15 protein-coding genes are annotated in these 25,997 nt (G+C 73.3%); 6 read left to right on the top strand and 9 right to left on the bottom strand.

What is annotated here, in order from left to right; all coding sequences use genetic code 11:
* Nucleotides 1-153 precede the first annotated feature (153 nt).
* The 5 genes from ACIPW5_RS34590 (at nt 154) to ACIPW5_RS34570 (ending at nt 5,215) form a co-directional block, all read left to right on the top strand.
* Complete coding sequence (locus tag ACIPW5_RS34590) at nt 154-822, top strand: isochorismatase family protein (protein ID WP_401253741.1); 669 nt, start codon at nt 154-156, stop codon at nt 820-822.
* 88 nt (nt 823-910) lie between these two features.
* On the top strand, nt 911-1,945 hold the full coding sequence (argC, locus tag ACIPW5_RS34585; RefSeq protein WP_401253739.1) for an N-acetyl-gamma-glutamyl-phosphate reductase: 1,035 nt from the start codon (nt 911-913) through the stop codon (nt 1,943-1,945).
* A complete protein-coding gene (argJ, locus tag ACIPW5_RS34580) occupies nt 1,942-3,093 on the top strand; it encodes a bifunctional glutamate N-acetyltransferase/amino-acid acetyltransferase ArgJ (RefSeq protein ID WP_401253736.1) in 1,152 nt (383 codons plus the stop codon). Before argC ends, argJ begins: the two co-directional genes overlap by 4 nt.
* Nucleotides 3,090-4,022 carry an acetylglutamate kinase gene (gene argB / locus ACIPW5_RS34575; protein WP_401253733.1) on the top strand — a complete coding sequence of 311 codons (933 nt, stop codon included), beginning with the start codon at nt 3,090-3,092 and terminating at the stop codon, nt 4,020-4,022. Before argJ ends, argB begins: the two co-directional genes overlap by 4 nt.
* 47 nt (nt 4,023-4,069) lie before the next feature.
* Nucleotides 4,070-5,215, top strand: a complete 1,146-nt coding sequence (locus ACIPW5_RS34570; RefSeq protein WP_401253774.1) for an acetylornithine transaminase — start codon at nt 4,070-4,072, stop codon at nt 5,213-5,215.
* A 97-nt stretch (nt 5,216-5,312) separates the two neighbouring features.
* Here ACIPW5_RS34570 and ACIPW5_RS34565 read toward each other — a convergent pair whose 3' ends face one another.
* From ACIPW5_RS34565 to ACIPW5_RS34550, 4 genes are all read right to left on the bottom strand, one after another.
* Nucleotides 5,313-5,837 carry a GNAT family N-acetyltransferase gene (locus ACIPW5_RS34565; protein WP_401253730.1) on the bottom strand — a complete coding sequence of 175 codons (525 nt, stop codon included), beginning with the start codon at nt 5,835-5,837 and terminating at the stop codon, nt 5,313-5,315.
* A gap of 278 nt (nt 5,838-6,115) precedes the next feature.
* Nucleotides 6,116-6,346 carry a hypothetical protein gene (locus ACIPW5_RS34560; protein WP_401253727.1) on the bottom strand — a complete coding sequence of 77 codons (231 nt, stop codon included), beginning with the start codon at nt 6,344-6,346 and terminating at the stop codon, nt 6,116-6,118.
* Nucleotides 6,343-7,923, bottom strand: a complete 1,581-nt coding sequence (locus tag ACIPW5_RS34555; RefSeq protein WP_401253724.1) for an amidohydrolase — start codon at nt 7,921-7,923, stop codon at nt 6,343-6,345. Before ACIPW5_RS34555 ends, ACIPW5_RS34560 begins: the two co-directional genes overlap by 4 nt.
* 42 nt (nt 7,924-7,965) lie before the next feature.
* Nucleotides 7,966-8,178 carry an MbtH family protein gene (locus ACIPW5_RS34550; RefSeq protein WP_401253721.1) on the bottom strand — a complete coding sequence of 71 codons (213 nt, stop codon included), beginning with the start codon at nt 8,176-8,178 and terminating at the stop codon, nt 7,966-7,968.
* A 104-nt stretch (nt 8,179-8,282) separates the two neighbouring features.
* Here ACIPW5_RS34550 and ACIPW5_RS34545 point away from each other — a divergent pair, with 104 nt between their 5' ends.
* Nucleotides 8,283-9,392, top strand: coding sequence for an alpha/beta hydrolase-fold protein (locus ACIPW5_RS34545; RefSeq protein WP_401253718.1), 1,110 nt, complete (start codon nt 8,283-8,285; stop codon nt 9,390-9,392).
* Between the two features lie 106 nt (nt 9,393-9,498).
* Here the strand turns inward: ACIPW5_RS34545 and ACIPW5_RS34540 are convergent, their stop codons facing one another.
* The 5 genes from ACIPW5_RS34540 to ACIPW5_RS34520 all read right to left on the bottom strand — a co-directional run bounded on the left by ACIPW5_RS34540 (nt 9,499) and on the right by ACIPW5_RS34520 (nt 25,976).
* Nucleotides 9,499-11,202, bottom strand: a complete 1,704-nt coding sequence (locus tag ACIPW5_RS34540; protein ID WP_401253715.1) for an ABC transporter ATP-binding protein — start codon at nt 11,200-11,202, stop codon at nt 9,499-9,501.
* Complete coding sequence (locus ACIPW5_RS34535; protein ID WP_401253712.1) at nt 11,189-22,102, bottom strand: amino acid adenylation domain-containing protein; 10,914 nt, start codon at nt 22,100-22,102, stop codon at nt 11,189-11,191. The genes ACIPW5_RS34540 and ACIPW5_RS34535 overlap by 14 nt, the downstream gene beginning before the upstream one ends.
* 57 nt (nt 22,103-22,159) lie before the next feature.
* Nucleotides 22,160-23,950, bottom strand: a complete 1,791-nt coding sequence (locus tag ACIPW5_RS34530; protein WP_401253709.1) for an ABC transporter ATP-binding protein — start codon at nt 23,948-23,950, stop codon at nt 22,160-22,162.
* Nucleotides 23,951-23,952: 2 nt separating this feature from the next.
* On the bottom strand, nt 23,953-25,008 hold the full coding sequence (locus tag ACIPW5_RS34525) for an iron-siderophore ABC transporter substrate-binding protein (RefSeq protein WP_401253707.1): 1,056 nt from the start codon (nt 25,006-25,008) through the stop codon (nt 23,953-23,955).
* A gap of 101 nt (nt 25,009-25,109) precedes the next feature.
* Nucleotides 25,110-25,976, bottom strand: coding sequence for an ABC transporter ATP-binding protein (locus tag ACIPW5_RS34520; protein WP_401253704.1), 867 nt, complete (start codon nt 25,974-25,976; stop codon nt 25,110-25,112).
* Nucleotides 25,977-25,997 lie beyond the last annotated feature (21 nt).

Here is a 25,997-nt window from a genome sequence, read left to right as displayed (position 1 = left end):
AACCCGGCCCGCCGCGGGGGCGATTGTCCGCCATCGGCCGCCGAGCGGCCGCCGGGACGGCACCCCCGAGGTCAGATTAGGTTAGGCTAAGCTAAACGCAGACGGGATCTGTGGAGACACGCGCTCACGTGCGATCAGGGAGGGAAGAACACCATGGGCCTGCCGGCCATCGGCTCCTACCCCATGCCCGACCGATCCACCCTGCCCCGTTCCTGCGCGTCCTGGGCCATCGACCCCCGTCGCGCCGCGCTGCTGGTCCACGACATGCAGAACCACTTCGTCGGGGGGACCGCGGCGGAGCGGTCGCCGGTCGTGGAGCTCGTCGACAACATCTCGGCGCTCCGCACCCTGGCCGCGGCCCTCGACATGCCGGTCGTCTTCACGGCCGAACCGGCCGCCCAGCCTCCGGGGCAGCGCGGCCTCGCCGCCGACCTGTGGGGTCCGGGCATCGTCGACGGCTCCGACGCCGCCGCGATCGTCCCGCCCCTGAGCCCCCGGCCCGGCGAACACGTGCTGGCCAATGTGCGCCACAACGCCTTCCTCCGCAGCCACCTGGGCAGGCTCCTCCGCTCGGAGGGCCGCGACCAGCTGGTCATCTGCGGCGTCCACGCCCAGCTGGGCGTGCTCCTGACGGCCGCGGACGCCTTCATGAACGACATCCAGCCCTTCGTGGTCGCCGATGCCGTCGCCGACTTCTCCGCCGAGGAGCACGCCATGGCCATGCGGTGGGCCGCCCGCAGCGCGGTGGTGTGTACCACCGAGTCGCTCCTGCGCGACCTGCTGCTCGGCCGGGTGGCGCGCGACGGCCGCAAGGACGCGTGAGCAGGTCCTGCTCCCGCACCGCCCGGCGGCGCCCGTCCGCGCCCACGGCCCCCCACACCTCGCACGAACACAGAGAGAACGGAAGAACATGACCGTACGGGTCGCGGTGGCCGGTGCCAGCGGCTACGCGGGCGGAGAACTGCTCCGCCTGCTGGCTTCGCATCCCGGCGTGGAGATCGGAGCGGTGACCGCGCACAGCAGCGCCGGCCGTCCGCTGGGGTCCGTACAGCCGCAACTGCCCGGTCTCGCCGACCGGATCCTCCTGGACACCGGCGCCGACTCCCTGCGCGGCCACGACGTGGTGTTCCTGGCCCTGCCCCACGGGCAGTCGGCCGCCCTGGCCGAAGAGCTGGACCCCGGCACCCTGGTGGTGGACTGCGGCGCCGACTTCCGGCTCCGGGACCCCGCCGCCTGGGAGCGCTTCTACGGCTCGCCCCACGCCGGGACCTGGCCCTACGGCCTGCCCGAACTGCCGGGAGCCCGGGACGAGCTGAAGGGCGCCACCCGGATCGCGGTCCCCGGCTGCTATCCGACCGCGGCCACCCTGGCGCTGTTTCCCGCCTTCGCCGCGGGCTTCACCGAGCCCGAGGCCGTGATCGTCGCCGCCAGCGGTACCTCCGGCGCCGGACGCTCGCTCAAACCGCAGTTCCTCGGCGCCGAAGTGATGGGCTCCATGAGCCCGTACGGAGTCGGGGGCGGCCACCGGCACACCCCGGAGCTGGTCCAGAACCTGTCCCGGGCCGCGGGCGAGCAGGTCACCGTCTCCTTCACCCCGACCCTGGCGCCCATGCCCCGCGGCATCCTCGCGACCTGTTCCGCCCGGCTCCGCGCGGACACGTCCGCCGGGGAGGCCGAGGTGCGGGCCGTCTACCGGGCCGTGTACGCCGACGAGCCGTTCGTCCGGCTGCTGCCCCCCGGCCAGTGGCCCTCGACCGGCGCGGTCCTCGGCTCCAACACGGTCCAGGTGCAGATCGCCGTGGACCCGGACGCCCGCAGGATCGTCTGCGTGAGCGCCATCGACAACCTCACCAAGGGCACCGCGGGTGGCGCGGTGCAGAGCATGAACATCGCCCTCGGCCTGCCGGAACGGCAGGGCCTGCCCACGAATGGAGTGGCCCCGTGAGTGTGACCGCCGCCCTCGGATTCCTCGCCGCCGGAGTGACCGCCGGCATCAAGGAGTCCGGCACCCCGGACCTGGCCCTGGTCGTGAACCGGGGGCCCTCGCACGCCGCCGCCGGCGTGTTCACCTCGAACCGCGTGCAGGCCGCCCCGGTGCGCTGGTCCCGCGACGTCCTCGCCGACGGACGGGTCTCCGCCGTCGTCCTCAACTCCGGTGGCGCCAACGCCTGCACCGGCCCCGGCGGCGCCGAGGACACGCGGGTGACGGCCGAGCGCACGGCGCTGGCCCTGGACCTCGCGGCCGAGGAGGTCGCGGTGTGCTCCACGGGTCTGATCGGTGTCCGCCTGCCGATGGACCGGCTGTTGCCGGGCATCGAGGTGGCTGCCGCCGCGCTCTCCGCCGACGGGGGTGAGGACGCGGCCGTGGCGATCAAGACCACGGACACCGTGCACAAGACCGCCACCGTCTCCCAGGACGGCTGGACGGTGGGCGGGATGGCGAAGGGCGCGGGCATGCTCGCCCCGGGCCTGGCGACCATGCTCGTGGTGCTGACCACGGACGCCGACGTGGACTCCGCGACCCTGGACAAGGCGCTGCGGGACGCGACCCGCACCACCTTCGACCGGGTCGACTCCGACGGCTGCATGTCCACCAACGACACCGTGCTGCTCCTGGCCTCCGGCGCCTCCGGGCAGGTCCCCTCCTACGAGGCCTTCGGCGAAGCCGTCCGCACGGTCTGCGACGACCTGGCCCGCCAGCTGATCGGCGACGCCGAGGGCGCCAGCAAGGACATCCGCATCGAGGTGATCGGCGCGGCCAGCGAGCAGGACGCCGTCGAGGTCGGCCGGTCCATCGCCCGCAACAACCTCCTCAAGTGCGCCATCCACGGCGAGGACCCCAACTGGGGCCGTGTCCTGTCCGCGATCGGCACCACGAAGGCGGCCTTCGACCCGGACCGGCTCAACGTCGCCATCAACGGCGTCTGGGTCTGCAAGAACGGCTCCGTCGGCGAGGACCGCGACCTGGTCGGCATGAAGGACCGCGAGGTCCGCATCACCGCCGACCTCTCCACCGGCACCGAAACCGCCGTCATCTGGGCCAACGACCTCACCGCCGAGTACGTCCACGAGAACAGCGCGTACAGCTCATGAGCGGGACGGGCACCACGCAGACGAAGGCCGCCGCCGGGATACCGGCCGCGCAGGACCTGCCGTGGCTGGAGGAGCTCCAGGGCCGTACGGTCGTCGTCAAGTTCGGCGGCAACGCCATGGTCGACCCGTCGCTGCACCGGACCTTCGCCCAGGACGTGGTGGAGCTCTGGCACGCGGGCCTGCGGCCCGTCGTCGTGCACGGCGGCGGCCCCCAGATCAGCTCGCTGCTCGACCGGCTGGGCCTGGAGGTGCGCTTCGAGGCCGGGCTGCGGGTCACCACCCCGGAGACCATGGACGTCGTCCGCATGGTGCTCACCGGGCAGGTGCAGCGGGAGCTCGTGGGGGCCATCAACGCCCACGGACCCTTCGCCGTCGGCCTGTCGGGCGAGGACGCGCACACCATGACCGCCGTCCGGCGGCCGGCCTGGGTGGACGGCCGCCCGGTGGACATCGGCCTGGTCGGCAACGTCACGGACGTGGACACGGGCACCCTCGGCGCGCTGCTGGAGCAGGGCCGCATCCCCGTGGTCTCGCCCATCGCGCGCGGCGAGGACGGCCAGGTGTACAACGTCAACGCCGATCTGGCGGCTTCGGCCCTGGCCGTGGCCCTCGGGGCGGACCGGCTGGTGGTCATGACCGACGTCGAAGGACTGTACGCGGACTGGCCGCACAGCACCGAGGTGATCGAGCGCCTCACGGCCGCCGAGCTGGACGTGCTGCTGCCGGAGCTGGCGAGCGGCATGCTCCCCAAGATGGAGGGCTGCCTGCGGGCCGTCCGCGCCGGCGTCGGCCGGGCCCAGGTCATCGACGGCCGGGTCCCGCACGCGCTGCTGCGCGGCCTGTTCACCGAGGACGGACACGGCACCACGGTGGTGCCGGACGCGAAGGCCGGGTCCGAAGGCCCCGGCGCAAGGGAGGACGGCGCGTGACCGCCGACAGCACGACCCCGCTCGCCGACCGCTGGCGCGCGGTGGTGATGGACACGTACGGCACTCCCCCGCTGGCCCTCGTCAGGGGCGAGGGCAGCACCGTGTGGGACGAGGACGGCCGCGCCTACGCGGACTTCACCGGCGGCATCGCCGTGAACACCCTCGGGCACGCCCACCCGGCCCTGGTCGAGGCGGTACGCGAGCAGGCCTCCCGGCTCGGCCACGTGTCGAACCTGTTCGTGGCGGAGCCGCCCGTGGCGCTCGCGGAACGCCTGCTGGAACTCCTCGGCAGGCGGGGGCGGGTGTTCTTCGCGAACTCCGGCGCCGAGGCCGTCGAGGCCGCCTTCAAGATCGCCCGCCGGACCGGGCGGCCGCACCTCGTCGCCACCCGGGGCGGCTTCCACGGCCGCACCATGGGCGCCCTCGCCCTCACCGGCCAGCCGGCCAAGCAGGACCCCTTCCTGCCGCTCCCCGGCGACGTGACGCACGTCCCCTACGGCGACGTGGAGGCCCTGCGGGCCGCCGTCACCGAGCGCACGGCGGCGGTGTTCCTGGAACCGGTCCAGGGAGAGGCGGGCGTCGTCCCCGCGCCCGCCGGTTACCTGCGCGCCGCCCGCGACATCACCCGGGCCGCGGGGAGCCTGCTGGTCCTGGACGAGGTCCAGACCGGGATCGGCCGCACCGGCCACTGGTTCGCGCACCAGGCGGAACCGGACCTTGACCCCGACGTGATCACCCTGGCCAAGGGGCTGGGCGGCGGCCTGCCGATCGGCGCCGCGGTCGCCTTCGGCGATGCCGCCCGGCTGCTGACGCCCGGTCAGCACGGCTCCACCTTCGGCGGCAACCCGATCTCGTGCGCGGCCGGGCTGGCCGTGCTGGAGACCGTCGAGAAGGAGGGACTGCTCGCGCACGTGACCCGGATGGGCGAGCTGCTGCGCGGCGGCGTCGAGGCGCTGCGCCACCCCCTGGTCGGCGAGGTCCGGGGCGCGGGGCTGCTCGTGGGCGTGGCCCTGCGCGAGCCGGTGGCCGCGCGGGTCCAGCGGGCGGCGCAGGAGGCCGGCTTCCTGGTGAACGCGGCGGGGCCGGACGTCGTCCGGCTCGCTCCCGCGCTCAACGTGCCGCAGGAGCGGGTGGAGGCCCTCGTGGCGGCGCTGCCCGCGGTGCTCGACGCGGCGGCCGCGGACGCCTCGTGACCCGGGGCGCGTGACGGACCCCGGGGCGACCGGGTGACGGCGAAGGGGCGGTTCCCGTGGGGGGAACCGCCCCTTCCTGTTCTGCGGGCCGCGTGCCCTACAGGCTGCGGGCCAGGACGCGGGCGTTGCGGGCGGGGTCGAGGGAGCGTGCCCAGTCGCGCGGGGCCAGCTCCGGGTCGGCCGGGACGAAGCCGTGCCGGAGGAAGAGCCGGCCGCTCCCCGTCGTCGCGGTGAACAGGGTCGTCAGCGAGCGGCTGCGGGCCCTGGCGAACGCCGCGTACAGCAGCCGGCCGCCCATGCCCGAACCCTGCCGGTGGCCCGCCACGCAGAAGTTGAAGAGGACGCCCGCGTCGGGGTGCTCGCGCAGCCCGACGCACCCTTCGACGGTGCCGTCGGGGGCCTGGGCGACGAGGAAGTCGCGGGCCTCCGCGAGGTACTGGGAGACCGGGCGTTCGCGGAGCGCACCCGTGCGGACGAACGGCCGGGAGAGCGTGGCGAGCGCGGGGCCGTCGTCCTCGCGCGCCGGCCGCACCGAGAACTCGGCGGCGCGGTGCCACCGGGTGGCGGGCGCTCGGGGCGGCAGCGGGGCGAGGGCGACAGGGGGCAGCGTGGCCGTGGTCAAGGCGTTCCTTCCTCGGATGGCACCGTTCGCGGGCGCAGGGGATCTCCCGGACGGGGTCCGGAGGAAGGCGGGTTGCCGCGACGCCCCACAGGAACGGTCGAAGTAAGGTTAGCCTTACCTGCCCGATTCGGCCAAGCCGACGCGCGGAGGGCCGGGCACACCCAACACCGAGGGGCCGTCACGCCGGTGACGGCCCCTACGGAAGAGGGCCCCGGGAACGGCTCCCGGGGCCCTCGTACGGCCTGTGGGGCCCCGCGGGGCCCGTACCTCGGTCCTGCCTAGCCGCAGGGGCGGCCCGGGTAGTCGTCGCCCTCGGGGATCCCCGCCGCGCGCATCCGGCGCATGACCTCTCCGGCGACCTGATCGTCCACCTCGAACGGCATGTTGAACTCCCGGTCGAAGACGAGCGACTCGCCGTCACCCGTGTGCCAGATCACCCAGCGCGGCGGGGTGTCGGACGCCTCCCACAGCGGGGAGAACCGTTCGAGGACGTTCGTCTGAGTGGTCACAGCTTCCCTGCTCCTGTCGATTCGTGTCCGTCGACGACCGTCGCCACGACCTCGATGCCGCCGATCCGGGAAGGGTCGACCCGCCGCGGGTCGTCCCCCAGGACGACCAGGTCGGCGCGCTTCCCCGGGGAGAGGCTGCCGGCGCTGTCGTCCCAGTGGCAGGCGTACGCCCCCGCCACCGTGTAGGCCCGCAGGGCCTCTTCGACCGTGACCGCCTCGCCGGGGCCGACCGCCCGGCCGGACGCGGAGGCGCGCTCGACCATGAACTGGACGGCCCGCAGCGGCGCCCCGTCCGTCACGGGCCGGTCCGAGCTGCCCACGAGCGTCACCCCGTGGTCCAGGAATCCCCGGCCGCGGTACATCCACGGCGTCCGCTCCTCGCCCATCACCGCGGAGTAGTCGTCGCCGAAGGAGTGGAGGAACGTCGGCTGGACGACCGCACTGACACCGAGCCGCGCGAGGCGCGGGAGCTGGTCGGGCCGGATCAGTCCGGCGTGCTCGATCCGGTGCCGGGCGTCCGGCCGCGGGCGCAGCGCCTGCGCCCGCTCCAGGGCGTCGAGCGCCAGGTCGGCGGCACGGTCGCCGATGGCGTGGACGGCGAGCTGCCAGCCGGCGAGGTGGCCGTCCACGATGAGCCGGGTCAGGTTCTCCGGATCGTCCTGGAGTTCGCCGGTGTGGTCCATGCCCTCGTACGGGGCGGTGAGCGCGGCGGTGCGGGCCATCATCCCGCCGTCGGTGTAGATCTTGAGGGCGCCCAGCGAGAGCCAGTCGTCGCCGAATCCGGTGCGCATGCCCAGGTCCAGGGCGCGGGGCACCCCGTCCTCCCGGTGCGCCCCGCGCGGGCCGATCGTGTCGCCGGCCGCCATGAGCTGGACCCGCAGGGGCAGCCGCCCCTGGTCCCGCAGCAGTTGGTAGGCGCCCAGCTCGACCGGGCTGTGGCCGAGCAGGCCGCCCCCGATGCCCGCCTCGGCGACGGCGGTCACGCCCTCGGCGAGGCAGGTCCGGGCGGCCCGCTCGACCGCGTCGGCGATGTCGGCCTGCGCGTAGGGCAGCCGGAGCCTGCGCACCGCGGTCATGGCGCTCTCGGCCAGGAAGCCGTCCCGGTGCGGCACGCCGGCCGGGAGCAGGTCCAGGACGGCGCTGTTGACGACGCAGCCGTGGCCCGAGTCGTGCATCAGGAACACCTTGCGCCCGTGGCTGACGGTGTCCAGTTCGGCGGCCGTCAGGTGGCGCCCCAGGGCCCGCTGGTCGTAGCCCATGACGTCCACCCAGTCACCGGGGGCGCCGGTACGGGAGGCCGCCCGCGCGACGGCCGCCAGTACGTCCTCGGCCCGTTCGCAGGGGGCGACGCTCGGGGCGCTCTGCTTGAGCCCGGTCCAGGCGAGGTGGACGTGGCTGTCGATGAACCCGGGCAGCACGGTGGCGCCCTGGAGGTCGATGACCTCGCGGGCCGGGAGGGAGGCGACGGCCTCGTCCACGCCCACGATCCGGCCCCGCCAGATGCCCAGTTCGCGGGCGACCGGGCGGTCCGGGTCCATGGTGAGGATGTTCGCGTTCGTCAGCCTCGTGCAGAGCATGCGCGGTCCGTCCGTCGGAGGGGGTCTCGGGCCGTGGGCGCCTCAGGCGTCGACGGCCGCCGCGAGGGAGCGGGGGCGCAGGTCGGTCCAGTGGCTCTCGATGAAGTCCAGGCACGCGTCGCGGGTGTTCTCCGCGAAGGCCTCCGTCCACCCTCCGGGCACCTCGGCGAAGGACGGCCACAGGGAGTGCTGGCCCTCGTCGTTCACCAGGACCAGGAAACGGCCGTCTGCGTCGTCGAACGGGTTGGTGCTCATAATGCGGGGTTCCTCCTGGTGGCGGTTCACGAGCCTGATACTTAGGTTAGGCTCGCCTAATCGTAACCCTAACTCTTCCTCATCTCCCTCACAAGGAGGCCCAGATGCCCGCACCCCGACCCGCCTCCCCGGACGGACCGGAGAACCCCTTCGCCGCCTTCGGCCTGACCGCGGGGCCCGGCACCGACGACTTCTGGGCGGCGGCGGCACCCGTCTCCGTCCCCGCGGACGACGGCGGTTGGGTCACCCTGTTCGTACGGCGCGGCGGCCCTGCGGTCATCGAGTTCGAAAGCTGGTCGGAACCGGTGCCGCTGGCCCGCTGGGGCGACACCGACTGCTGGTACGCCGAGGTGCGCATGCCCGCCCGGCTCCGCGTGACCTACCGGTTCCTCACGGACGACGGCTCGTACGCCGACCCGCTCAACCCGGTCGGGGCCGGCGGTGACCGGTCCATCGCCGCCACGCCCGACGCGCCCCCGCAGCCCCACTGGCCGGCGGTCGGCGCCGACGACGTGCTGCCCCTGCCGCGCACCCGCATCCGCTGGGCCAGTGAGCGGCTCGGCGGGCGGCGCACCGTGCGCGTCCACCCCGCGGGCGGCGGCGGTCCGGTGGTCCTGCTGCTCGACGGGGACGACTGGCTGCACCTGCACCCCGCCATGACCGCCTTCGACAGCGCCGTCGCCGCCGGTGACGTGCCCCCGGTGACGCTGGTGTTCCTGCCGGCCAAGGACCGGCAGGCCGAGTTCGGCTGCCGGCCCGAGCTGTGGGAGGCGGTGCGGGACGAACTGCTGCCCCTGGTCGCGGAGAGCGGGGTGCCCGCGGACCTGGACCGCCTGGTGGTGGCCGGACAGAGCCTCGGCGGGCTGAGCGCGGTGTACGCGGCGCTGGAGTTCCCGGACCTGGTGTCCCGGGTGGCCTGCCAGTCGGGGTCGTTCTGGTGGACGCCGCAGGCCTCGTCCCTGCCCGACCCGCTCGGCGGTGCGGTGGGCGGCACCATCGCCGCACGGCTGCGGGAGCGCCCCGCCCCGGCCGGGCTGCGGATCGCGTTCGACCTCGGCGAGCACGAGACGCGGATGCGCCCCCACTGCGAACTGGTCGAGACCCTGGCCGAGAAGGCCGGGGCCACCGTACGCACGTCCAGGTCGGCGGCGGACCACGACCGGGCCGGCTGGCGCCAGGCCCTCCTCCGGGACGTCGCCTGGGCGCTCGGCTGACGGACGGGGTGAAGCAGGACGGGGCCCGGGGGCCCGGCGCATCGCCGGGCCCCCGGGCCCCTCTGCCGTCACCGGCCCGCCGGCCGGCGGGCCGCCCTCCGGAGGGTCAGCGGGTCACCGCGAGGCAGTACGCCTCGTCGGTGGCCAGCAGTTCGCGGTGGGTGCCCTCCGCCGCCACGACGCCCTCGTCCAGGACGAGGACCCGGTCGGCGGCGTCCAGCAGGGCCGGGCTGCTGGTGATCACGACGGTGGTGCGGCCGCGGCGCAGCTCCGCGATGTTGCGCGCGACGAGCTGCTCGGTGACCGCGTCGACGGCCGTCGTCGGATCGTGCAGGACGAGCACCTCGGTGTCGGCGGCGAGCGCCCGCGCCAGGGAGAGGCGCTGGCGCTGGCCGCCGGACAGGTTCGCACCGCGGTCGCGCACCTCGTAGTCGAGTCCCTCCCGGTGCAGGGCGACGACGTCGGTGAGCATGGACGCCTCCACCGCCTCGGGCACCATCCGGCTGCTCCCCGACGGGTCGATGTTCGAGCGCAGCGTGCCCGCGAAGATCTCCCCGTCGTAGGGGTTCACCAGCACGTGCTCGCGGACCGCTTCGACCGACAGCTCCGCGAGCTCCTGCCCGCCGAGCCGGACCGCCCCCTCGTAGCCGTCCGAGGGGACGTTCACCGCCAGGATCGACGCCAGGTCGGCCGCCGAACGCGGCTGGTAGGCCGCGATCGCCGTGAACTCACCGGCCGGCACCTGGAACTTGACCCCCTGCAGGGATCCGTACCGGACGCAGTCGACCTCGAGGTCCGTGCCCGGCTCCGGACGGGCCGTGCCCGGGGCCGCCACCGGCGGGGCGGACAGTACCAGGGCCATCCGCTCCGCCGAGGCCCGCGCCATCATCACGTACTTCGGCATGTCCGAGAACAGCCGGAGCGGCTCCATGATGAACTGCGCCAGGCCGACCGCCATGACCAGCTCGCCGATGCCGATCTGCCCGTCGAAGGCCAGCCAGCCGGCGGTCAGGGTCACCGAGGCGGCGAGCACCGCGTTCAGGGCCAGGGCGGTGCCCGCGTAGGCACCGTTGACCTTGGCCACCGTGACCGCCTGCTGCCGCGCCTCCGTGCTGACCTTCCGGTACGAGAGGAAGGCCGCGTGGTTGCCGCCGAAGCCGTGCAGCGGGCGCAGGCCGGTGATCAGGTCGGCGACCTTCGCACCCGCCCGCGCCACCCGGGCCTGCTGCTCCTTGGTGCTGGAGCCGATCTTCTTGGACAGCACGCTGAGGACGGAGAGGATCGCCACGGTGCCGGCGATGACGAGCAGGCCCAGCCGCAGGTCCGCCAGCCCCAGCGCCACCGCCGCGATCAGCACCGCGACCATGGAGCTGATCAGCATCGGCACCACTTCGACGATGTCGGCGGTCGAATCGGCGTCCTCGGTGGCGATGGTGAGCACCTCGCCGGACTTGAGGTCGACGTCCCGGGCCACCGGCTGGAGGCCGCAGGCCGCGACCTTCACCCTCCAGCGGTGGGCCTCGGTCGTGTTGGCCTTCTGCAGGATGCGCATCCCGAACCGCCACGACAGCGACACCGTCGTGATGATCACGGCGAGGGAGCCGATCGCCAGGGCCAGGGACCCCGCGCTGCGCTCCCGCAGCGTGTGCTCGACGATCAGGCCGAGCGCGATCGGGAAGGCGGTCTCGCCCGCCTGGTACAGGCCCATGAGGACGGTGCCCCAGGCCATGGCACCGCGGTTGCGGCGTATGGCGGTCCGCAGGATGTCGGATCCCGGGCGGCGGGATCCCTGGGCGTCAGGAGTTGTCATCGATGTGGCTGGCAATCGCTTCCGGGGTCAACAGGGTGAACAGATCGCGGATGGTGATCACGGGGCCGAATTCACGGCGCAGCAGTCCCACCAGACGTACGGCCAGCATGGAGTGTCCCCCGAGGGAAACGAAGTCACTCACGGCGCTCACCTCGTCGTCGTCCAGGTCCAGGGCCTCGGCGAAGTACTCGCACACCAAGGTCTCGGTCTCGGTCTCCGGGCGGCGCTCACCCGAAGTGGTGAGCGCACCGAGCGGCTTGGGCTCCGGCAGCGCCTTGGTGTCGGCCTTCCCGTTCACCGTGAGCGGGATGCCGTCGACCTGCGCGTAGTGCGTCGGGCGCAGGAAGTCCGGGAGGCCGGCGCCCACCTGGGCGGCGACGTCCGCGAGGTCGGCTCCGTCCAGGACCAGGTACGCGGCCAGCCGGTAGGCGCCGTCGACCTGCGGGTCGGGCTGCGCGACCGCGGCGGTGAACCGCACGGCAGGGTGGGCGGCGAACGCCGCCTCCACCTCGCCCAGTTCGACCCGGTGTCCGCGGATCTTGACCTGCTGGTCGGTGCGTCCGAGGTACATCAGGTTGCCGTCGGGCCGCCGGACCACCAGGTCGCCGGTGCGGTACATCCGCTCGCCGGGCTCGCCGAACGGGGAGGCGACGAAGCGGTGCGCGGTCTGGGCCGGCTGGCCCAGGTAGCCGCGGGCGATGCCGACGCCGGAGACGTAGAGCTCACCGGCGACGCCGTCCGGCAGCGGCCGCAGCCACGGGTCCAGGACGAACACGTCCGTGTTGTCGATCGGCACGCCCACCACCGGGTCCTGGCAGTCGAAGGTGCCGACGCCCAGGGTGTTGATGGTGTACTCGGTCGGGCCGTACAGGTTGTAGCCGACGGTCCCCTCGGTGTCGGTGAGCCGCTGCCACAGGGTCGGGGTGACCGCCTCGCCGCCCAGCAGCACCAGCGCGGGGCGCCGGGCCGGGTCGTCGAGCAGCCCCTCGGCCACCAGCTGCTGGGCGTAGGTCGGCGTCACGTTGACGACGTCGATCCCCTGCTCGGCGCAGTACTCCGTCAGGGCGGGCGCGTCGCGGCGCAGCTCCTCGTCGCAGATGTGCACCTCGTGGCCGTCGGCGAGCCAGAGCAGCTCCTCCCACGACATGTCGAACGCGAAGGACACGGTGTGCGCGATCCTGAACACACGGTTGCCGTGCTCCGCCAGCACCGGCTCGAAGATCCGCCGCTGGTGGTTGATCAGCATGTTGGTGAGGCCGGCGTACTCGGTGACGACGCCCTTGGGCTTCCCCGTCGAACCGGAGGTGTAGATCGTGTACGCGGGGTGGCGCAGGCGGTCCGGGTCGCCCGGTGCGAACGTCACGAACGGCTCGGCCTGCGGAAGCGGACGGTCCAGCTCGATCAGGTCGCCGGTCAGCCTCGGCGAGACGGCGCTGACGGTGAGGATCACCTCCGGGCGGGCGTCGTCCACGATCGTGGCGATCCGCTCGTCCGGGTGGTCCAGCTCCAGGGGCACGTACGCGGCTCCGGTGCGCAGCACCGCGAACAGCGCCACGATCCAGTCGAGGGAGCGCGGGATCGCGAGACCCACGGTCCGCTCGGGGCCGATGCCGCGCGCGGCGAGCACGCCCGCCAGTTCACGGCTGCGGTCGCGCAGTTCGGCGAAGGTCATGCTCCGGCCGTGCGAGACCAGTGCGGTCCGCTCCGGGGCGCGGTCGGCCGCCAGGTCGAACCGGTCGACCACGGTGTCCGTGCCGATCTCGGTGCGGACGCCCGGCTCGGGGACCGTGCCGAGGCCCGGCAGCGCGCCGACGGGTCCGGTGGCACCCGCGAGGTCGCCCAGCACCCGCACGTAGCCGTCGAGCAGGCGGCGGGCGTCGTCGCCGGAGCCGTGGCGGTGCTCCAGCTTCACGGTGAGCCGGTCGCCGGGGGTGACGACCCAGGTGAAGGGGTAGTGGGTGGAGTCGTCGGACTTCACCTCGGTGATCCCGTGGCGGGCGTTCATCTCGGCGAAGGCGTCCATGTCCAGGAAGTTCTGGAGCACGAACAGGTTGTCGAACAGGGCGTCGTGGCCGCTGGCCCGCTGGATCTCGCCGAGCCCCAGGTGCTCGTGCTCCATGGCCTCGACCCGGTCCGTCTGCACGGCCGTCAGGTACTCCCGGACCGTGTCCTGCGGACGGGCCTTCGTCCACATCGGCACGGTGTTGAGCAGCACGCCGACGACCTCGGACAGGCCCTCGCCCTCACGGCCGGAGACGGTCACGCCGAACACGGCGTCGCTGCGGCCGGTGTGGGCGCCGAGGAGGAGGCCGAACGCGCCGGTGAGGACGGAGTTCAGCGTGACGCCGTGCTCCTTCGCCGCGTTGCGCAGCGCGTCGGACTGCTCGACGGAGAGGGTGTGGAGCAGGGCGGGCGGCAGGTCGGCCGAGAGGACCGGTGCCGGTCCGGCCAGCAGGGTCGGGCCCGGGAGCCCGTCCAGGTGCCGCGCCCAGAAGCCCTCGGACTCCGCCTGGTCCTTCGCGGCGATGGCGCGGGCGTAGTCCTCGAAGCGGGGCTCCGCCGGGACGACGGCGGCCTGCTGCTCGCCGGCGAGCACGGACCGGTAGGCCTCGAACAGGTCCCGGAGCACGATCGCGCGGGACCAGCCGTCCCACAGCAGGAGGTGGTAGCTGAGGAGGAGGCCGTCCCGGCCGCCGGGCAGGCGGACGACGGTCAGCCGGACCAGCGGCGGCTCGGCCGGGTCGAAGCCGGTGTTGCGGTCCCGTACGCGCAGGGCCTCGACCTCGGCCTCGTCGGCCAGCTCGACGGTGTGGACGTCGACCGTGCGACCGCTCTTGAGGACCTGCACGGGGTGGCCGTCGTCGTCGGTGGTGAAGCCGGCGCCGACGACGGGGTGGCGGGCGATCACGCGGGCCATGGCCTCGGCCAGGGCGTCGGTGTCCAGGCGCCGGTCGAAGGCGAACCAGCTCTGCGCGACGTAGTGCCCCGCGGTGCCGGCCATCTGGGCCTGGAAGTACAGGCCCCGCTGGAGCGGGGTGACCGGTGCGGTGCGCTCCGCCGTGACGGAGGCGTCCGCGATGGCCTCCAGGGCGTTCAGCCAGTGCCCGGTGAGCTCGTCGGGGACCTCCTCCGCGAGGGTGAAGGCCGCGTGCAGGCTGCCGGTGGACGCGTCGGTCCAGGCGTTGACCTCCACGGCGTACGGGCTGCCCTGGTCGCCGCCGGTGATGTGCAGCGCCTCGGACTCGCTCCCCCGGCCCAGGTAGTTGAAGAGCACCTGCGGGCGGGCGGTGAGCAGCGGGGCGGTCTGCGGGTTGAGGTAGCGCAGCCGGCCGTAGGCCAGGTGTCCGGCCTCGTCGGGCTGCCGCTCGGCGAGCTCGCGGGCCGCCGCGACCGGGTCGGTGTGCGGGGTGAGCCGGACGGGCGCGATGGCGGTGAACCAGCCGACGGTACGGGTGTAGTCGTGGTGGTCCGGTGCCCCGGCCCGGCCGTGGCGCTCCAGCTCGATCGCGAGGTCCGCGGGCGAGGGCTGGACCCGGGTCAGCGCGGCGCGCAGGGCTCCGCACAGCAGTTCCGTGAGTGCGACGCCGAGGGCGGCGGGCGCGGTACGGGTCACCAGGTCGCTGACGGCGGGGTCGAGGACCACGGTGGTTTCCCGCAGCCGGCCCGGTGCGGCCACCAGCGGGGGCGCCTGGAGGGTCTCGATCCAGTGGCCGAGGCCGGCGGTGCCGGCGGCGGCGGCCAGGGTGAGCGCCTCGGCGTACTCGGCGTACGAGGTGGTCGGCGGCGCGAGGGTCTCCCCGCGCAGCGCGGCCGCCATGTCGTCCAGCAGGATCAGCCAGGACACCGCGTCCACGGCGAGGTGGTGCACGGTGACGACCACGGTGCGGGTGTCCGCGAGCCAGGTGAAGCCGATGACCTCCCCGGCTTCGGGGTCGAGCCGTCCGGCCGCCTCGTTGGCGGCGGCTTCGGCGTCGGCCGTGTCCGCGCGGACGACGGACGCCGCCCGGGCGGGCTCGGTGCGCAGGCTCCACACCCCGTGCCCGGTGTCCAGCCGCAGCCGCAGGACCGGGTGGGCGGCCAGCAGGGCGGCGGCGGCGCGCTCCACGTCGGCGATGCCGGTGCCCTCAGGCACCTCGAAGGCCCTGGCCTGGGCGAACCGGGCGAGGGAGCCGCCCAGTTCCCGCTGGCGCAGGATGATCGGCGTCGGGGCCACCGGGCCGTCCTCGCGGCGCGCCGGGACCGGGGCGGTCTGCGGGGTCCGGGGTGCCTGCGCGCCGAGGAGCTCGGCGAGGGCCCGGGGGGTCTTGCGCAGGAACACGTCGCGCGGGCTCACGGACAGGCCGAGGGCGCGGGCCCGGTTGACCACGGTGATGGCGACGATGCTGTCGCCGCCGGCCGCGAAGAAGTCCGTGTCGGCGTCGGCCGCCGGCTGGGAGAGCGTGTCGGCGAAGATGCCGACGAGGGAGTCGAGCACGGAGTCGGTGACGACCGCGGGCGCCTCTTCCCGGGCGGCCCGCGCGATCAGCGCCTTGCGGTCCAGCTTGCCGTTGACGGTCAGCGGCAGGGCGTCCACCGTCAGGACCCGTCCGGGCACCATGTGCACGGGCAGCTTCGCGGCGAGCAGGACGGACAGGTCGCCCGGCACCCGGCCGACGACGTGCGCGACCAGGTGGTCGCCGGTGTCGGCGACGGTGACGGCCACGTCGACCACTCCGTCGAGGTCGCGGACGGCGGACTCGACCTCGCCGAGCTCGATGCGGAAGCCCTTGAGCTGCACCTGGTCGTCGGCGCGGCCGGTGAACTCCAGCTCGCCGTCGAGGGTGCGGACCGCGAGGTCGCCCGTGTGGTACATGCGGGAGCCGTCGCCGGCGAAGGGGTCGGCCACGAACCGGCCCGCGGTGAGGCCCGGGCGGCCCAGGTAGCCGAGGGACACCTGGTCGCCGGCCACGTAGATGGCGCCCACCCGGCCCGGCGGGACCGGGCGCAGGTCGTCGTCGAGGAGGTAGGTCACCAGGCCGGGGATGGGTCCGCCGATCGGGCTGACGTCCTCGCCGGCGCCGAAGTCCTCGGCGGTCAGCACCCGGTGGGTGACGTGGACCGTGGTCTCGGTGATGCCGTACATGTTGACGAGCTCGGGCGTCGCGGCGCCGTACCGCTCCACCCAGCCGCGCATCCGGCCGAGGTCGAGGGCCTCGCCGCCGAAGATGACGCGGCGCAGGGCCGTGAGCGGCGCACCGGCGAGCCGGTCGGCCTCGATGAACTGGTAGAAGGCCGAGGGCGTCTGGTTCAGCACCGTGACCCCCCGCTCGCGGACCAGCCGGTGGAAGTCGACCGGGGACCGGGTGAGTCCGTAGTCGGGGACGAGCAGCTCGCCGCCGTGCACCAGGGCGCCCCACAGCTCCCAGACCGCGAAGTCGAAGGAGTAGGAGTGGAACTGGACCCAGACGTCGGCCGGGCCGAAGTCCATGTCGGGCTGGGTGTTGGCGAGGAGCGCCACCACGCTGGAGTGCGGGACGACGACGCCCTTGGGGCGGCCGGTGGAGCCGGACGTGTAGATCACGTAGGCCGGGTCGTGCCAGGTGACCTCGTCCGCCGGGGCCTGCGCGGCCTCCTCTGGGAGTTCGTCGCCCTGGACGAGGACGCGGGCGGCGACGCCGGCCCGCTCCAGCAGGGCCGTGAAGCGCTCCCGCTGGTCGGGGGAGACGAGGACGGCCTGCGGCGCGGCGTCCGCGAGGATGTACTCCAGGCGCTCGTCCGGGTAGGCCATGTCCAGCGGTACGTACGCGCCGCCCGCGGAGACGATCGCCACCAGGGCGACGACCTGCTCCAGGGAGCGGGGGACGGCCACGGCCACGCGCTGGCCCGGCCGGACGCCGGAGGCGCGGAGCGCGGCGGCCAGCTCGCCCTTGGCCGCGGCCAGTTCGCCGTAGGTCAGCGAACGGGTGGTGCCGTCGAGGGCGCACTGGGTGACGGCGGTGGCGGCGGGGTACCGGTCGGCGGCGGCGTCGAACAGGCCGCCGAGCGTGGTCGGGGCGATCCGCGCCGGGCTCCGGGTGCCCTGCGGCACGAGGTCGGCGACCGGGGCCTCCGGGCGGGTGAGGAGGCCGCCGAGGACGGCCGTGAACCTGCCCAGGATGTCGCGGGCGCTGCCCTCGCGGAGCAGGTCGCCGTCGTAGATCAGGTTGAAGCGCGGACGCCCGTCGAGGGACCGCTCCACGACCAGGGTCAGCGGGTAGTGCGGTGCTCCCTCGTTGACGAGCTCGCTGACGGACAGCGTGTCGCCGGGGCGGCGCAGGGCGGCCACGTCGGTCGCCACGTCGAAGACCACGAGGGTGTCGAAGAGGGAGCCGACGCCGGCCTGGCGGCCGATGCGGGCCAGGGAGACGTGCTGGTGGGGCAGGACGGCGCCCTGGTGTTCGCGCACCGAGGAGAGCAGCTCGCCGGCGGTGGTGCCGGCGGCCCACCGTGCGCGCAGCGGGACGGTGTTGATGAACAGGCCGACCATGTCCCCGATGCCGGGCACGTCCGCGTCGCGGCCGGAGACGGTGGAGCCGAAGACCACGTCGTCGGCGTGCAGGATGCCACCGAGGGTCAGGGCCCAGGCGCTGTGGACGGCGACGCTGAGGGTGACGCCGGCCGAGCGGACGGCGGCGTCCACGTCGTAGTCCGGCTCCACGGCGGTGTCGGCGAAGTTCTGCGAGGGAGTGTGCTCCACGGCGACCAGCGAGGCCCCCGGCAGGCCGTCGAGTTCGGCGCCCCAGACCCGGTCGCTCTCGTCCGCGTCGCGGGCGGCGAGCCAGCCGACGTAGTCCTCGAAGCCGCCCAGCGGGTAGACGGTGCCCGGCGCGTGGTACTCGGCGAGCAGCGAGCGCAGCATCGGCGGCACCGACCAGCCGTCGGCGATGATGTGGTGCACGGTCTGCACGAGGACGTTGCGGCCGGCTTCCGCGTCGCGCACCAGCGTGAACCGCATCAGCGGGCCGGTGGCCAGGTCGAATCCGGCGCGGCGGTCGTCCTCGGCGTACTCCCGCAGCTCCTCGTCGGAGATCCCGGGCCGGTCCAGCACGGTGAACGGGGCCTCGGCGCCGTTGTCGAGCACGGAGACGACGCGGCCGTCGGCGAGGGCGGTGAACCGGGCGGCCAGGTTCGGGTAGAGGGTGAGCAGGCGGGTGGCGGCGGCCGCGAGGCGGGCGGGGTCGAGCTCGCCCTCCAGTGTCAGCAGCTGCTGTTCGACGTAGCTGCCCGCGGAGTCGTCGTCGAAGACCGAGTGGAAGTAGAGGCCTTCCTGGAGCGGGGTCAGCGGCAGGACGGCGCGCAGCGCGGGGCCGTCCAGGGCGTCGACGTCGGCCTGGGTGAGGCGGACGAGGGGGAAGTCGCTCGGCGAGTGGCCGCCGCCGTCGAGGGCGGCCAGGCCGGTCAGCGCCGCCTGGAAGTAGCCGCCGATCGTGTCGATGTCGGCGTCGGTGAACAGCCCCGCGGGCCAGGAGATGGTGGTGACCAGCTCGAACTCGCCGGTGGCGGAGGGTTCGGCGATGGCGTTGAACTCCAGGGGGCGCTGCAGGCGCATCCGGGGGTCGCGCTTCTCGCCCAGCTGCCCGGTGGTGCCGGTCAGCTGCCAGTCGCCGGAGGCGCCCGCGTCGAAGCGGCCCAGGTAGTTGAAGAGGACCTGGGGGGCGGGGGCGGGGAAGTCGGCGCCGGCGAGGTAGCGCAGGGCTCCGTAGGACAGGCCGTTGCCGGGCACGCGGGCCAGGTCCTCCTTGACCGCCTTGAGGGCGGTGGAGAGGAACTCGGGCGCGGTGAGGTCCTGTGCCGTGCCGGGGTCGACGGTCACGGGGAAGAGGGTGGTGAACCAGCCGACGGTGCGCGACAGTTCCGGCTCGACGCCGGAGACGGCGGCGACGTGGCGGCCTTCGCGGCCGTGGCCTTCGAGCTCGATGTGCGCGAAGGTCTGCTCCTGGCCCCGGTCGCGGCGCCAGCGGGCGAGGGCGACGGCGAGCGCGGTGAGCAGCACGTCGTTGACGCCGGCGTGGAACTTCGCGGGGACCTCGCCGAGCAGGGCGGCGGTGACGTCGGCGGCGGTGGTGACGGTGACGTGCCGTTCCCGCTCGACGGTGTCGGCCTCCGCCAGGGGACGCCGCCCCAGCGGGGCGTCGGCGCCCGGGAGGGGACGCGCGTAGTAGGCGCGGTCCGCGTCGAAGGACGCGTTCTCCAGGTGCTGGGTCCAGCGGCGGAAGGAGGTGCCGACCGCGGGGAGCTCGATCGGGGCTCCGGCGGAGTGCCGGCGCCAGGCGGTGGCCAGGTCCTCCATCAGGACGCGCCAGGACACGCCGTCGATCACCACGTGGTGGACGACGACGACCAGCTGGCGCGCCTCACGGCGCCAGACGGCGCGCAGCATCACGCCGTTGTCGGGGTCGAGCCCATCGGTGGCGAGGGCCACGCAGGCGTCGAGCGGCAGGTCGCTCTCCTGCCAGTCGGCGGGGGTGCCGTCGGCCTCCGGGATGTCGAAGCTCCAGCGGTCGCCGCGCACGAGCCGGGCGCGCAGCATGTCGTGCCGCTCGACGACGGAGGTCAGGACGGCGGTGAGGCCGTCGGCGGTGAGGTCCGACGGCGTGTTGAGCACGACCGACTGGACGAAGCCGTCGACGGCGTCCGTGGCCTCGCCCAGCCACTGGACGATGGGCGATCCGGTGACCGCGCCGGTGGCGACGTCCTCGTGGTCCACGCCGGCCGCGTCCTCACGGCTCGCGACCGCCGCCAGGGCGCCGAAGACGCTGTTGGCGAAGATCTGCCCGGCGGTGACGTAGAGGCCTGCTTCGCGCAGGGCGCTCAGCAGCGAGATGGCGAGGATGCTGTCGCCGCCGAGCTGGAAGAAGTCCTGGTCGACGCCGACCTCTTCGAGCCGCAGCACGGACGCGGCGGCGGCGCACACCGCGCGCTCGTCGTCGGTGGTGGGCCGGACGAAGGAGCCGGTGGCGATCTCGGGCTCGGGGAGCGCGCGCCGGTCGAGCTTGCCGTTCGCGGTGAGCGGGAACTCCTCCATGACGACCAGGTGGGCGGGCACCATGTACTCGACCATGTGCTCCGTGGCCCAGGCCTTGACCTCGTCGGCCGTCAGGCCGGCGGCCTCGGCGGCCGGGATCACGTAGCCGACGAGGTAGGTGCCGCCCGCGCTGTTCTTCTTCGCGACGACGCAGGTGTGCCGCACGCCGGGGTGTTCCGCGAGGCCGGCCTCGACGTCCTCCAGTTCGAGGCGCATGCCGCGGACCTTGACCTGGTTGTCGACGCGGCCGAGGAAGTCCAGGGAGCCGTCCGGCGCGAACCGGGCGAGGTCGCCGGTCCGGTAGAGCCGGGAGCCGTCGGCCGCGAAGGGGTTGGCCACGAACCGGGAGGCGGTCAGGCCGGGGGCGTTGACGTAGCCGCGGCCCAGGAGGAAGCCGCCGACGTAGAGCTCGCCGCCGACCCCGACCGGGACCGGGCGCAGCTCGTCGTCCAGGACGTACAGCTGGGTGTTGGGGTTGGCCTTGCCGATGGAGGTCGACAGGCGCTCGGCCTCGCCCCGGTAGATGACGTGGGAGACGCCGATGGTGGTCTCGGCGGGGCCGTAGCCGTGGTACATCGGGATGTTGTCGAGCTTGGTGCGGAACCGCTCGTACAGCTCGGGGGTGAGCACCTCGCCGCCGCACCAGACGTGCCGGAGGCTGCCGAGCCGCCCGGAGTCCCCGGCCATCTCCAGCAGGACGTCCAGCATGGAGGAGACGAGGTAGGTGAAGGTGACGCGCTGCTCGGCGATGACGCTCAGCAGGTGGTGCGGGTCGCGTTCGCCGCCGGGGCGCAGGACGACGAGTCTGCCGCCGCACACCAGCGGCAGGAAGACCTCGTTGATGGATATGTCGAAGGACAGCGGCGCCTTGAACAGCGACGCGTCGTCGTGGCCGAAGCCGAGGATCTCGTTGACCTGCCACAGCAGGCGCTCGCTGATGGCCTCGTGGCGGATCATGGCGCCCTTGGGGCGGCCGGTGGATCCGGAGGTGAAGATGACGTATGCCAGGGCGTTGCCCCGGACGTCGACCTCGGGGGCCTCGACGGGCGCGGTGCCGTGGGCCCAGTCGGCGAGGTCGACGGCGATGGCGGCCGGTTCGGCGGGGTCGTGTGCGCCGGAGTCGTTGAGCTGGACCGCGACCCGCGCGTCGTCGATGACGACGGCGCGGCGGGCCGCGGGCCACTGCGGGTCGAGCGGTACGAAGGCGCAGCCGGCCTGGAGCACGCCCAGCAGGCCGATGACCATGTCCGCGGAGCGGCCGAGGGAGATGCCGACGACCTGCTCGGCGGTGAGGCCGCGACCGATCAGGTGGTGGGCGAGCTGGGCCGAACGCTCGGCCGCTTCGCGGTAGGTGAGGGAACGGTGTTCGTCCACGATGGCGACCGCGTCGGGCCTCAGCCGTGCCTGTTCGAGGAACATCTCCACGATGGTCGGCCGGACCCGGTCGGCCCCGTTGTCGTTCCACCGGGCGAGCGTTTCGAGCCGCTGCGCGGTGCTGGAGGGGCTGATGGTTCCGATGGGCCGGTCCGGGAAGTCCGCCAGGTCGTCCAGCGCGAGCTGCGCCTCGGACGTGGCGACGCCGTCGGGAACGGTGATCCACAGACCGTTCGCGCCGGCCTCCCGCACCTCCCAGCCGCCGGGTGCGCCGCCGCCGTTGCCGGCCCACGCGAGCAGGTCCGCGAACAGCGTGCCCGGGGTGAGGTCCAGGCCGTCGGGGCCCAGGCCGGTCGCCCAGTACGACAGTCCGATGGCACACGCCTCGGCGATGGTCCGGTCGGAGTGGTCACCGGTGCGCCGGCGCACGTCGGCCAGGCGCGTAGGAGAGATCAGCACGAGACGAGCGCTCGGTTCCATCATTGAAGACTCAACACCCTTCCAAGGTACAAAGGTCAGCCTAACCTAAGTTAGGTTCGCCTAACTACCATCTCGCCAGGCACGCCAGAGCCGCGCGTAGCGGCCGCCGAGGGCGACCAACTCCTCGTGCGTTCCCTGCTCCACGACGCGCCCCGCGTCCAGCACGGCGATCCGGTCCGCGGCGACCGCCTGGGTCAGCCGGTGGGCCACGAACAACGTGGTCCGCCCGGCGCAGGCGGCCAGCACAGCCCTCTCCAGCTCCGCGGCGCCCTCACTGCCCGCTTCCGCGGTCGACTCGTCGAGCACGACCACGGGGGCCCTGCCCAGCACCAGCCGGGCGAGGGCGATGGAGGCGACCTTGGCGCCGTCCAGGCGCTCACCGCCTTCACCGACCGCGGTGTACAGCCCGCCGGGCAGCGCCTCCACCCACTCGTGGGCGCCCACGACGCGCAGCGCGTCCATGAGTTCGGCGTCCGTCGCCTGCGGCGCGGCCAGCCTCAGGTCCTCGGCGAGCGGCCCGGAGAACACGTGCGTCTCCTGGGTCAGGATGCTCACCAGGGCCCTCGCCCCGGCCTCGTCCAGGTCCGCGAGGTCGGTGGTCCCGACGCGCACCGAACCGGACTGCGGCGTGCCGACACCGGCCATCAGCGCGGCCAGGGTGGTCTTGCCCGCGCCCGTCGCACCCACGAGCGCCAGCGAACCGCCCGCGGGGATCGTCAGGCTGACGTCCCGCAGGACGGGGTCCTCCGCGCCGGGGTAGGTGAACGTCAGGTTCTCCACCGTGACCGCCCGGGGGGCGTCGTCCGCGCGTACGGCGGTGGAGTCGCCCACCAGGCGCTCCTGCGCGGACTCCGACAGCACCCCGACGAGCCGGGTCAGGCTCGCGCCGGACTTCTGCGCCTCGTCGAAGGTGAACATGATGGCGCCCAGCGGGGTGAACAGGCGGTGGAAGACCAGCGGGGCCGCGGACACCGCGCCCAGGGTCGCGGAACCCGTCTCCAGCAGGACGTAGCCCACCACGAGGATCAGGACCAGGCCGATGAACTCCGCCCGGTTCTCGCGGCCGACGAACCGGCCGAAGAAGCGGAAGACCTCGATGCCGATGTCCCGCACCCGCTGGGAGTCGGCGGTGACCTTGTCGCGGACCGACTCCTCCAGGCGGTACGCCCGCACCGTGTCGATGCCGTTCAGGCCGCTGATCAGCGCCTGGGCGCGTTCGGCCTGGGCGACGGCGCGCTTGCGGTAGAGCGGGGCGGACCGGGGGAGGTACCAGCGCAGGGCCAGCGCGTAGGCGGGCAGCGCGCAGGCGCCGGCCAGGCCGAGCCGCCAGTCGAGGCCGAACATGCCGATCGTGGCGATGGCCACCAGCACCCCGGCGGAGAACACGGTGGGGATGGCGGACCGGATGCCCTTGGACAGGACGGCCACGTCGTCGCCGACCCGGGAGAGGACGTCACCCCGGCCCACCTGTTCGATCCGGGCGCTGGGCATGCCCAGGACGGCCCGGACGGCGCCTTCGCGCAGCTCCGCGAGCAGGTCCGCGCCCAGCCGTCCGATCAGGTACGTGGACACCGCGGTGGCCGCCGCGCCGAGGAGCGCGGCGGCCACCATCACGGCACCGATCGGGACCAGGTCCGAGAGCGGTCCGCCCCCGGCCACCCCGTCGACCACACGCTCGAAGAGGAGGAGCGGGAGCATCTGCAGCGCCGCCCCGGCCACCGTGCTGAGGACGGTGGCCGCGGTCAGCCAGGGCATCTCGCGGCAGCGCGCCGCGACCCACCCCGCTGCCTCGCGTCCGGTCGTCGTGTGCAGGGTTGCCGGGGCGACGCGCTGTTCCGTTTCGGTGCTCACACCTAGCCGACCGACTTGACGAGCTCGTCGATGGCGTACGGCATGGACAGCAGGGTGGCCTGGGAGATGGCCGCGCCGGCCGCCGGGCCCTCGCTGTCGAGGAGGTACGAGACCTTGTTGTTCTTGGTGACCTTCAGGTTGGCGAAGAGGTCGAACTTCTTCAGCGCGTCCGTGTCGGCCTTGTCGTTGATGACGAAGACGCGGTCCACGTCGACCAGGTCCATGCGCTCCGGGGAGAGCTGGGTGTAGAACTTGTCACCGGCGATCTTGTCGATCTCGGTCTGGCCCTTGAAGCCCATGCCCGTCAGGAGCTGGCCGCGCACGTCGGTCGTGGTGAACGGGGCGACCGAGTCCTTGTACCAGGACAGGGCGACGGCCGTCTGGTTGGCGAACTCGGGGTGCGCCTTCTTGACCGCGGCGAGCTTGTCGTCGATGCCCTGGACCATCTTCTGGCCCTCTTCGGCCTTGCCCAGCGCCTTGGCGATGTGCAGGGCGTTGTCCTGCCACTTGGCGCTGAAGGGCTCCTTCTCGGCCTTGGTGCGGCCGACGGTCGGGGCGATCTTCGACAGCTTGTCGTAGGCGGCCTGGTCGATCTCGGAGTAGACCGCGATGATCAGGTCGGGGCGCAGGGCCGCGATCTTCTCGAAGTTGGGGCCGGCGTCACCGTTGTTCATGATGACCTCGGGCTTGGCGTCCCCCCACTTGTCCTTCACCCAGGGCCACTGGGTGTTGATGTCGGGGCTCGTACCCGCCGGGTTGGGGTACTGGTCGACCATGCCGACCGGCTTGATGCCGAAGGCCAGGATGGACTGGTCGTCGGTGTAGCCCACGGAGACGACCCGCTTCGGGGCGGCCTTGACCGTGGTGGAGCCGAACGCGTGCTCAACGGTGACGGGGAACGCACCGGCGGCGGCCGGGGAGTTGGCGCTGTCGTCCTTCTTGTCCTTCGTGGACTCGGAACCGCACCCGGTCAGGAGGCCTACGCCGAGGGCCGCTGCGGACACGGTCGCCGCCAGCCGCCGCCAGGACTTGTTGCGTGTCGTTCGATCGAGGAGCATCCGGGTTCCCTTGCTTTCGTGCTAACTGACGCGGCCCCATGTAAGGGCAGGCAAACCTTAGCGCCAGGTGATGAGGTAAGCCTAGCCTAAGTTGCAGGCCTTCAGTCCTGAGTGCCCGCACTCTGGACGTGCGTGCGGCCGATCGGCACGATGAGCGGCCTGTCCCCCACCGGGTCGTCGATCACCTTGGCACGCAACCCGAAGGCCTCGCCCAGGAGTTCGGGGGTCACGACGTCGCGCGGGTGGCCCTGGGCCAGTACCGAACCCGACTTCATAACGATCAGGTTGTCGCTGTACCGGGCGGCCAGATTGAGGTCGTGCAGCACCATGACCACGGTGCATCCCGACTCGTGCAGGTCGTCGACCAGGTCCAGGACGTCGATGGCGTGCGCCAGGTCCAGGTACGTGGTCGGCTCGTCGAGCAGCAGCAGATCGGTGCCCTGGGCGAGGGTCATCGAGATCCACACGCGTTGACGCTGGCCCCCGGAGAGGGTGTCGACGGGACGGTCGGCCAGATCGGCCACGCCCGTCATCTCCAGGGCCCGCTCCACGACGGAGGCGTCGTCCGAGGACCACTGCTTCAGCCAGCTCTGGTGCGGGTGCCGGCCCCGGGCCACCAGGTCGGACACCGTGAGGCCCTCCGGGGCGACCGGCGACTGCGGCAACAGGCCCAGCTTCTTCGCCACGTCGCGGGTCTTGAGCTTGGCGATGTCGTCGCCGTCCAGCACGACGGACCCCTTCGTCGGCTTGAGCAGCCGCGAAAGGGTCCGCAGGAGGGTGGACTTGCCACAGCCGTTGGGGCCGATGATCGTGGTGACGACCCCCTGGGGGATCGTCACGTCCAGCGCGTCTATGACGGTCCGGTCCGCGTAGCCGACGGTGACGCCCTTGGCCGCCAGCCGCGGGACGTCACCGGTCCTTCCCGCTTCGATGCCGGTACCGATCTCGGTGGTGTACTGAGCGGCCAAGGCTCCCCCTTGAATTTAGGC

It is taken from the genome of Streptomyces sp. NPDC090077 (assembly GCF_044747545.1).
GTDB lineage: Bacteria > Actinomycetota > Actinomycetes > Streptomycetales > Streptomycetaceae > Streptomyces.
Note: the sequence above shows the minus strand (reverse complement) of the source record. Positions and strands in the feature narration are given on the sequence as shown.

Excerpts from the sequence above, each read along its gene's own strand:
- ACIPW5_RS34590 (WP_401253741.1), top strand. The coding sequence starts at position 154 with ATGGGCCTGCCGGCCATCGGCTCCTACCCCATGCCCGACCGATCCACC.
- argC (WP_401253739.1), top strand. The coding sequence starts at position 911 with ATGACCGTACGGGTCGCGGTGGCCGGTGCCAGCGGCTACGCGGGCGGA.
- argB (WP_401253733.1), top strand. The coding sequence starts at position 3,090 with ATGAGCGGGACGGGCACCACGCAGACGAAGGCCGCCGCCGGGATACCG.
- ACIPW5_RS34570 (WP_401253774.1), top strand. The coding sequence starts at position 4,070 with ATGGACACGTACGGCACTCCCCCGCTGGCCCTCGTCAGGGGCGAGGGC.
- ACIPW5_RS34555 (WP_401253724.1), bottom strand. The coding sequence starts at position 7,923 with ATGCTCTGCACGAGGCTGACGAACGCGAACATCCTCACCATGGACCCG.
- ACIPW5_RS34550 (WP_401253721.1), bottom strand. The coding sequence starts at position 8,178 with ATGAGCACCAACCCGTTCGACGACGCAGACGGCCGTTTCCTGGTCCTG.
- ACIPW5_RS34545 (WP_401253718.1), top strand. The coding sequence starts at position 8,283 with ATGCCCGCACCCCGACCCGCCTCCCCGGACGGACCGGAGAACCCCTTC.
- ACIPW5_RS34540 (WP_401253715.1), bottom strand. The coding sequence starts at position 11,202 with ATGACAACTCCTGACGCCCAGGGATCCCGCCGCCCGGGATCCGACATC.
- ACIPW5_RS34535 (WP_401253712.1), bottom strand. The coding sequence starts at position 22,102 with ATGATGGAACCGAGCGCTCGTCTCGTGCTGATCTCTCCTACGCGCCTG.
- ACIPW5_RS34525 (WP_401253707.1), bottom strand. The coding sequence starts at position 25,008 with ATGCTCCTCGATCGAACGACACGCAACAAGTCCTGGCGGCGGCTGGCG.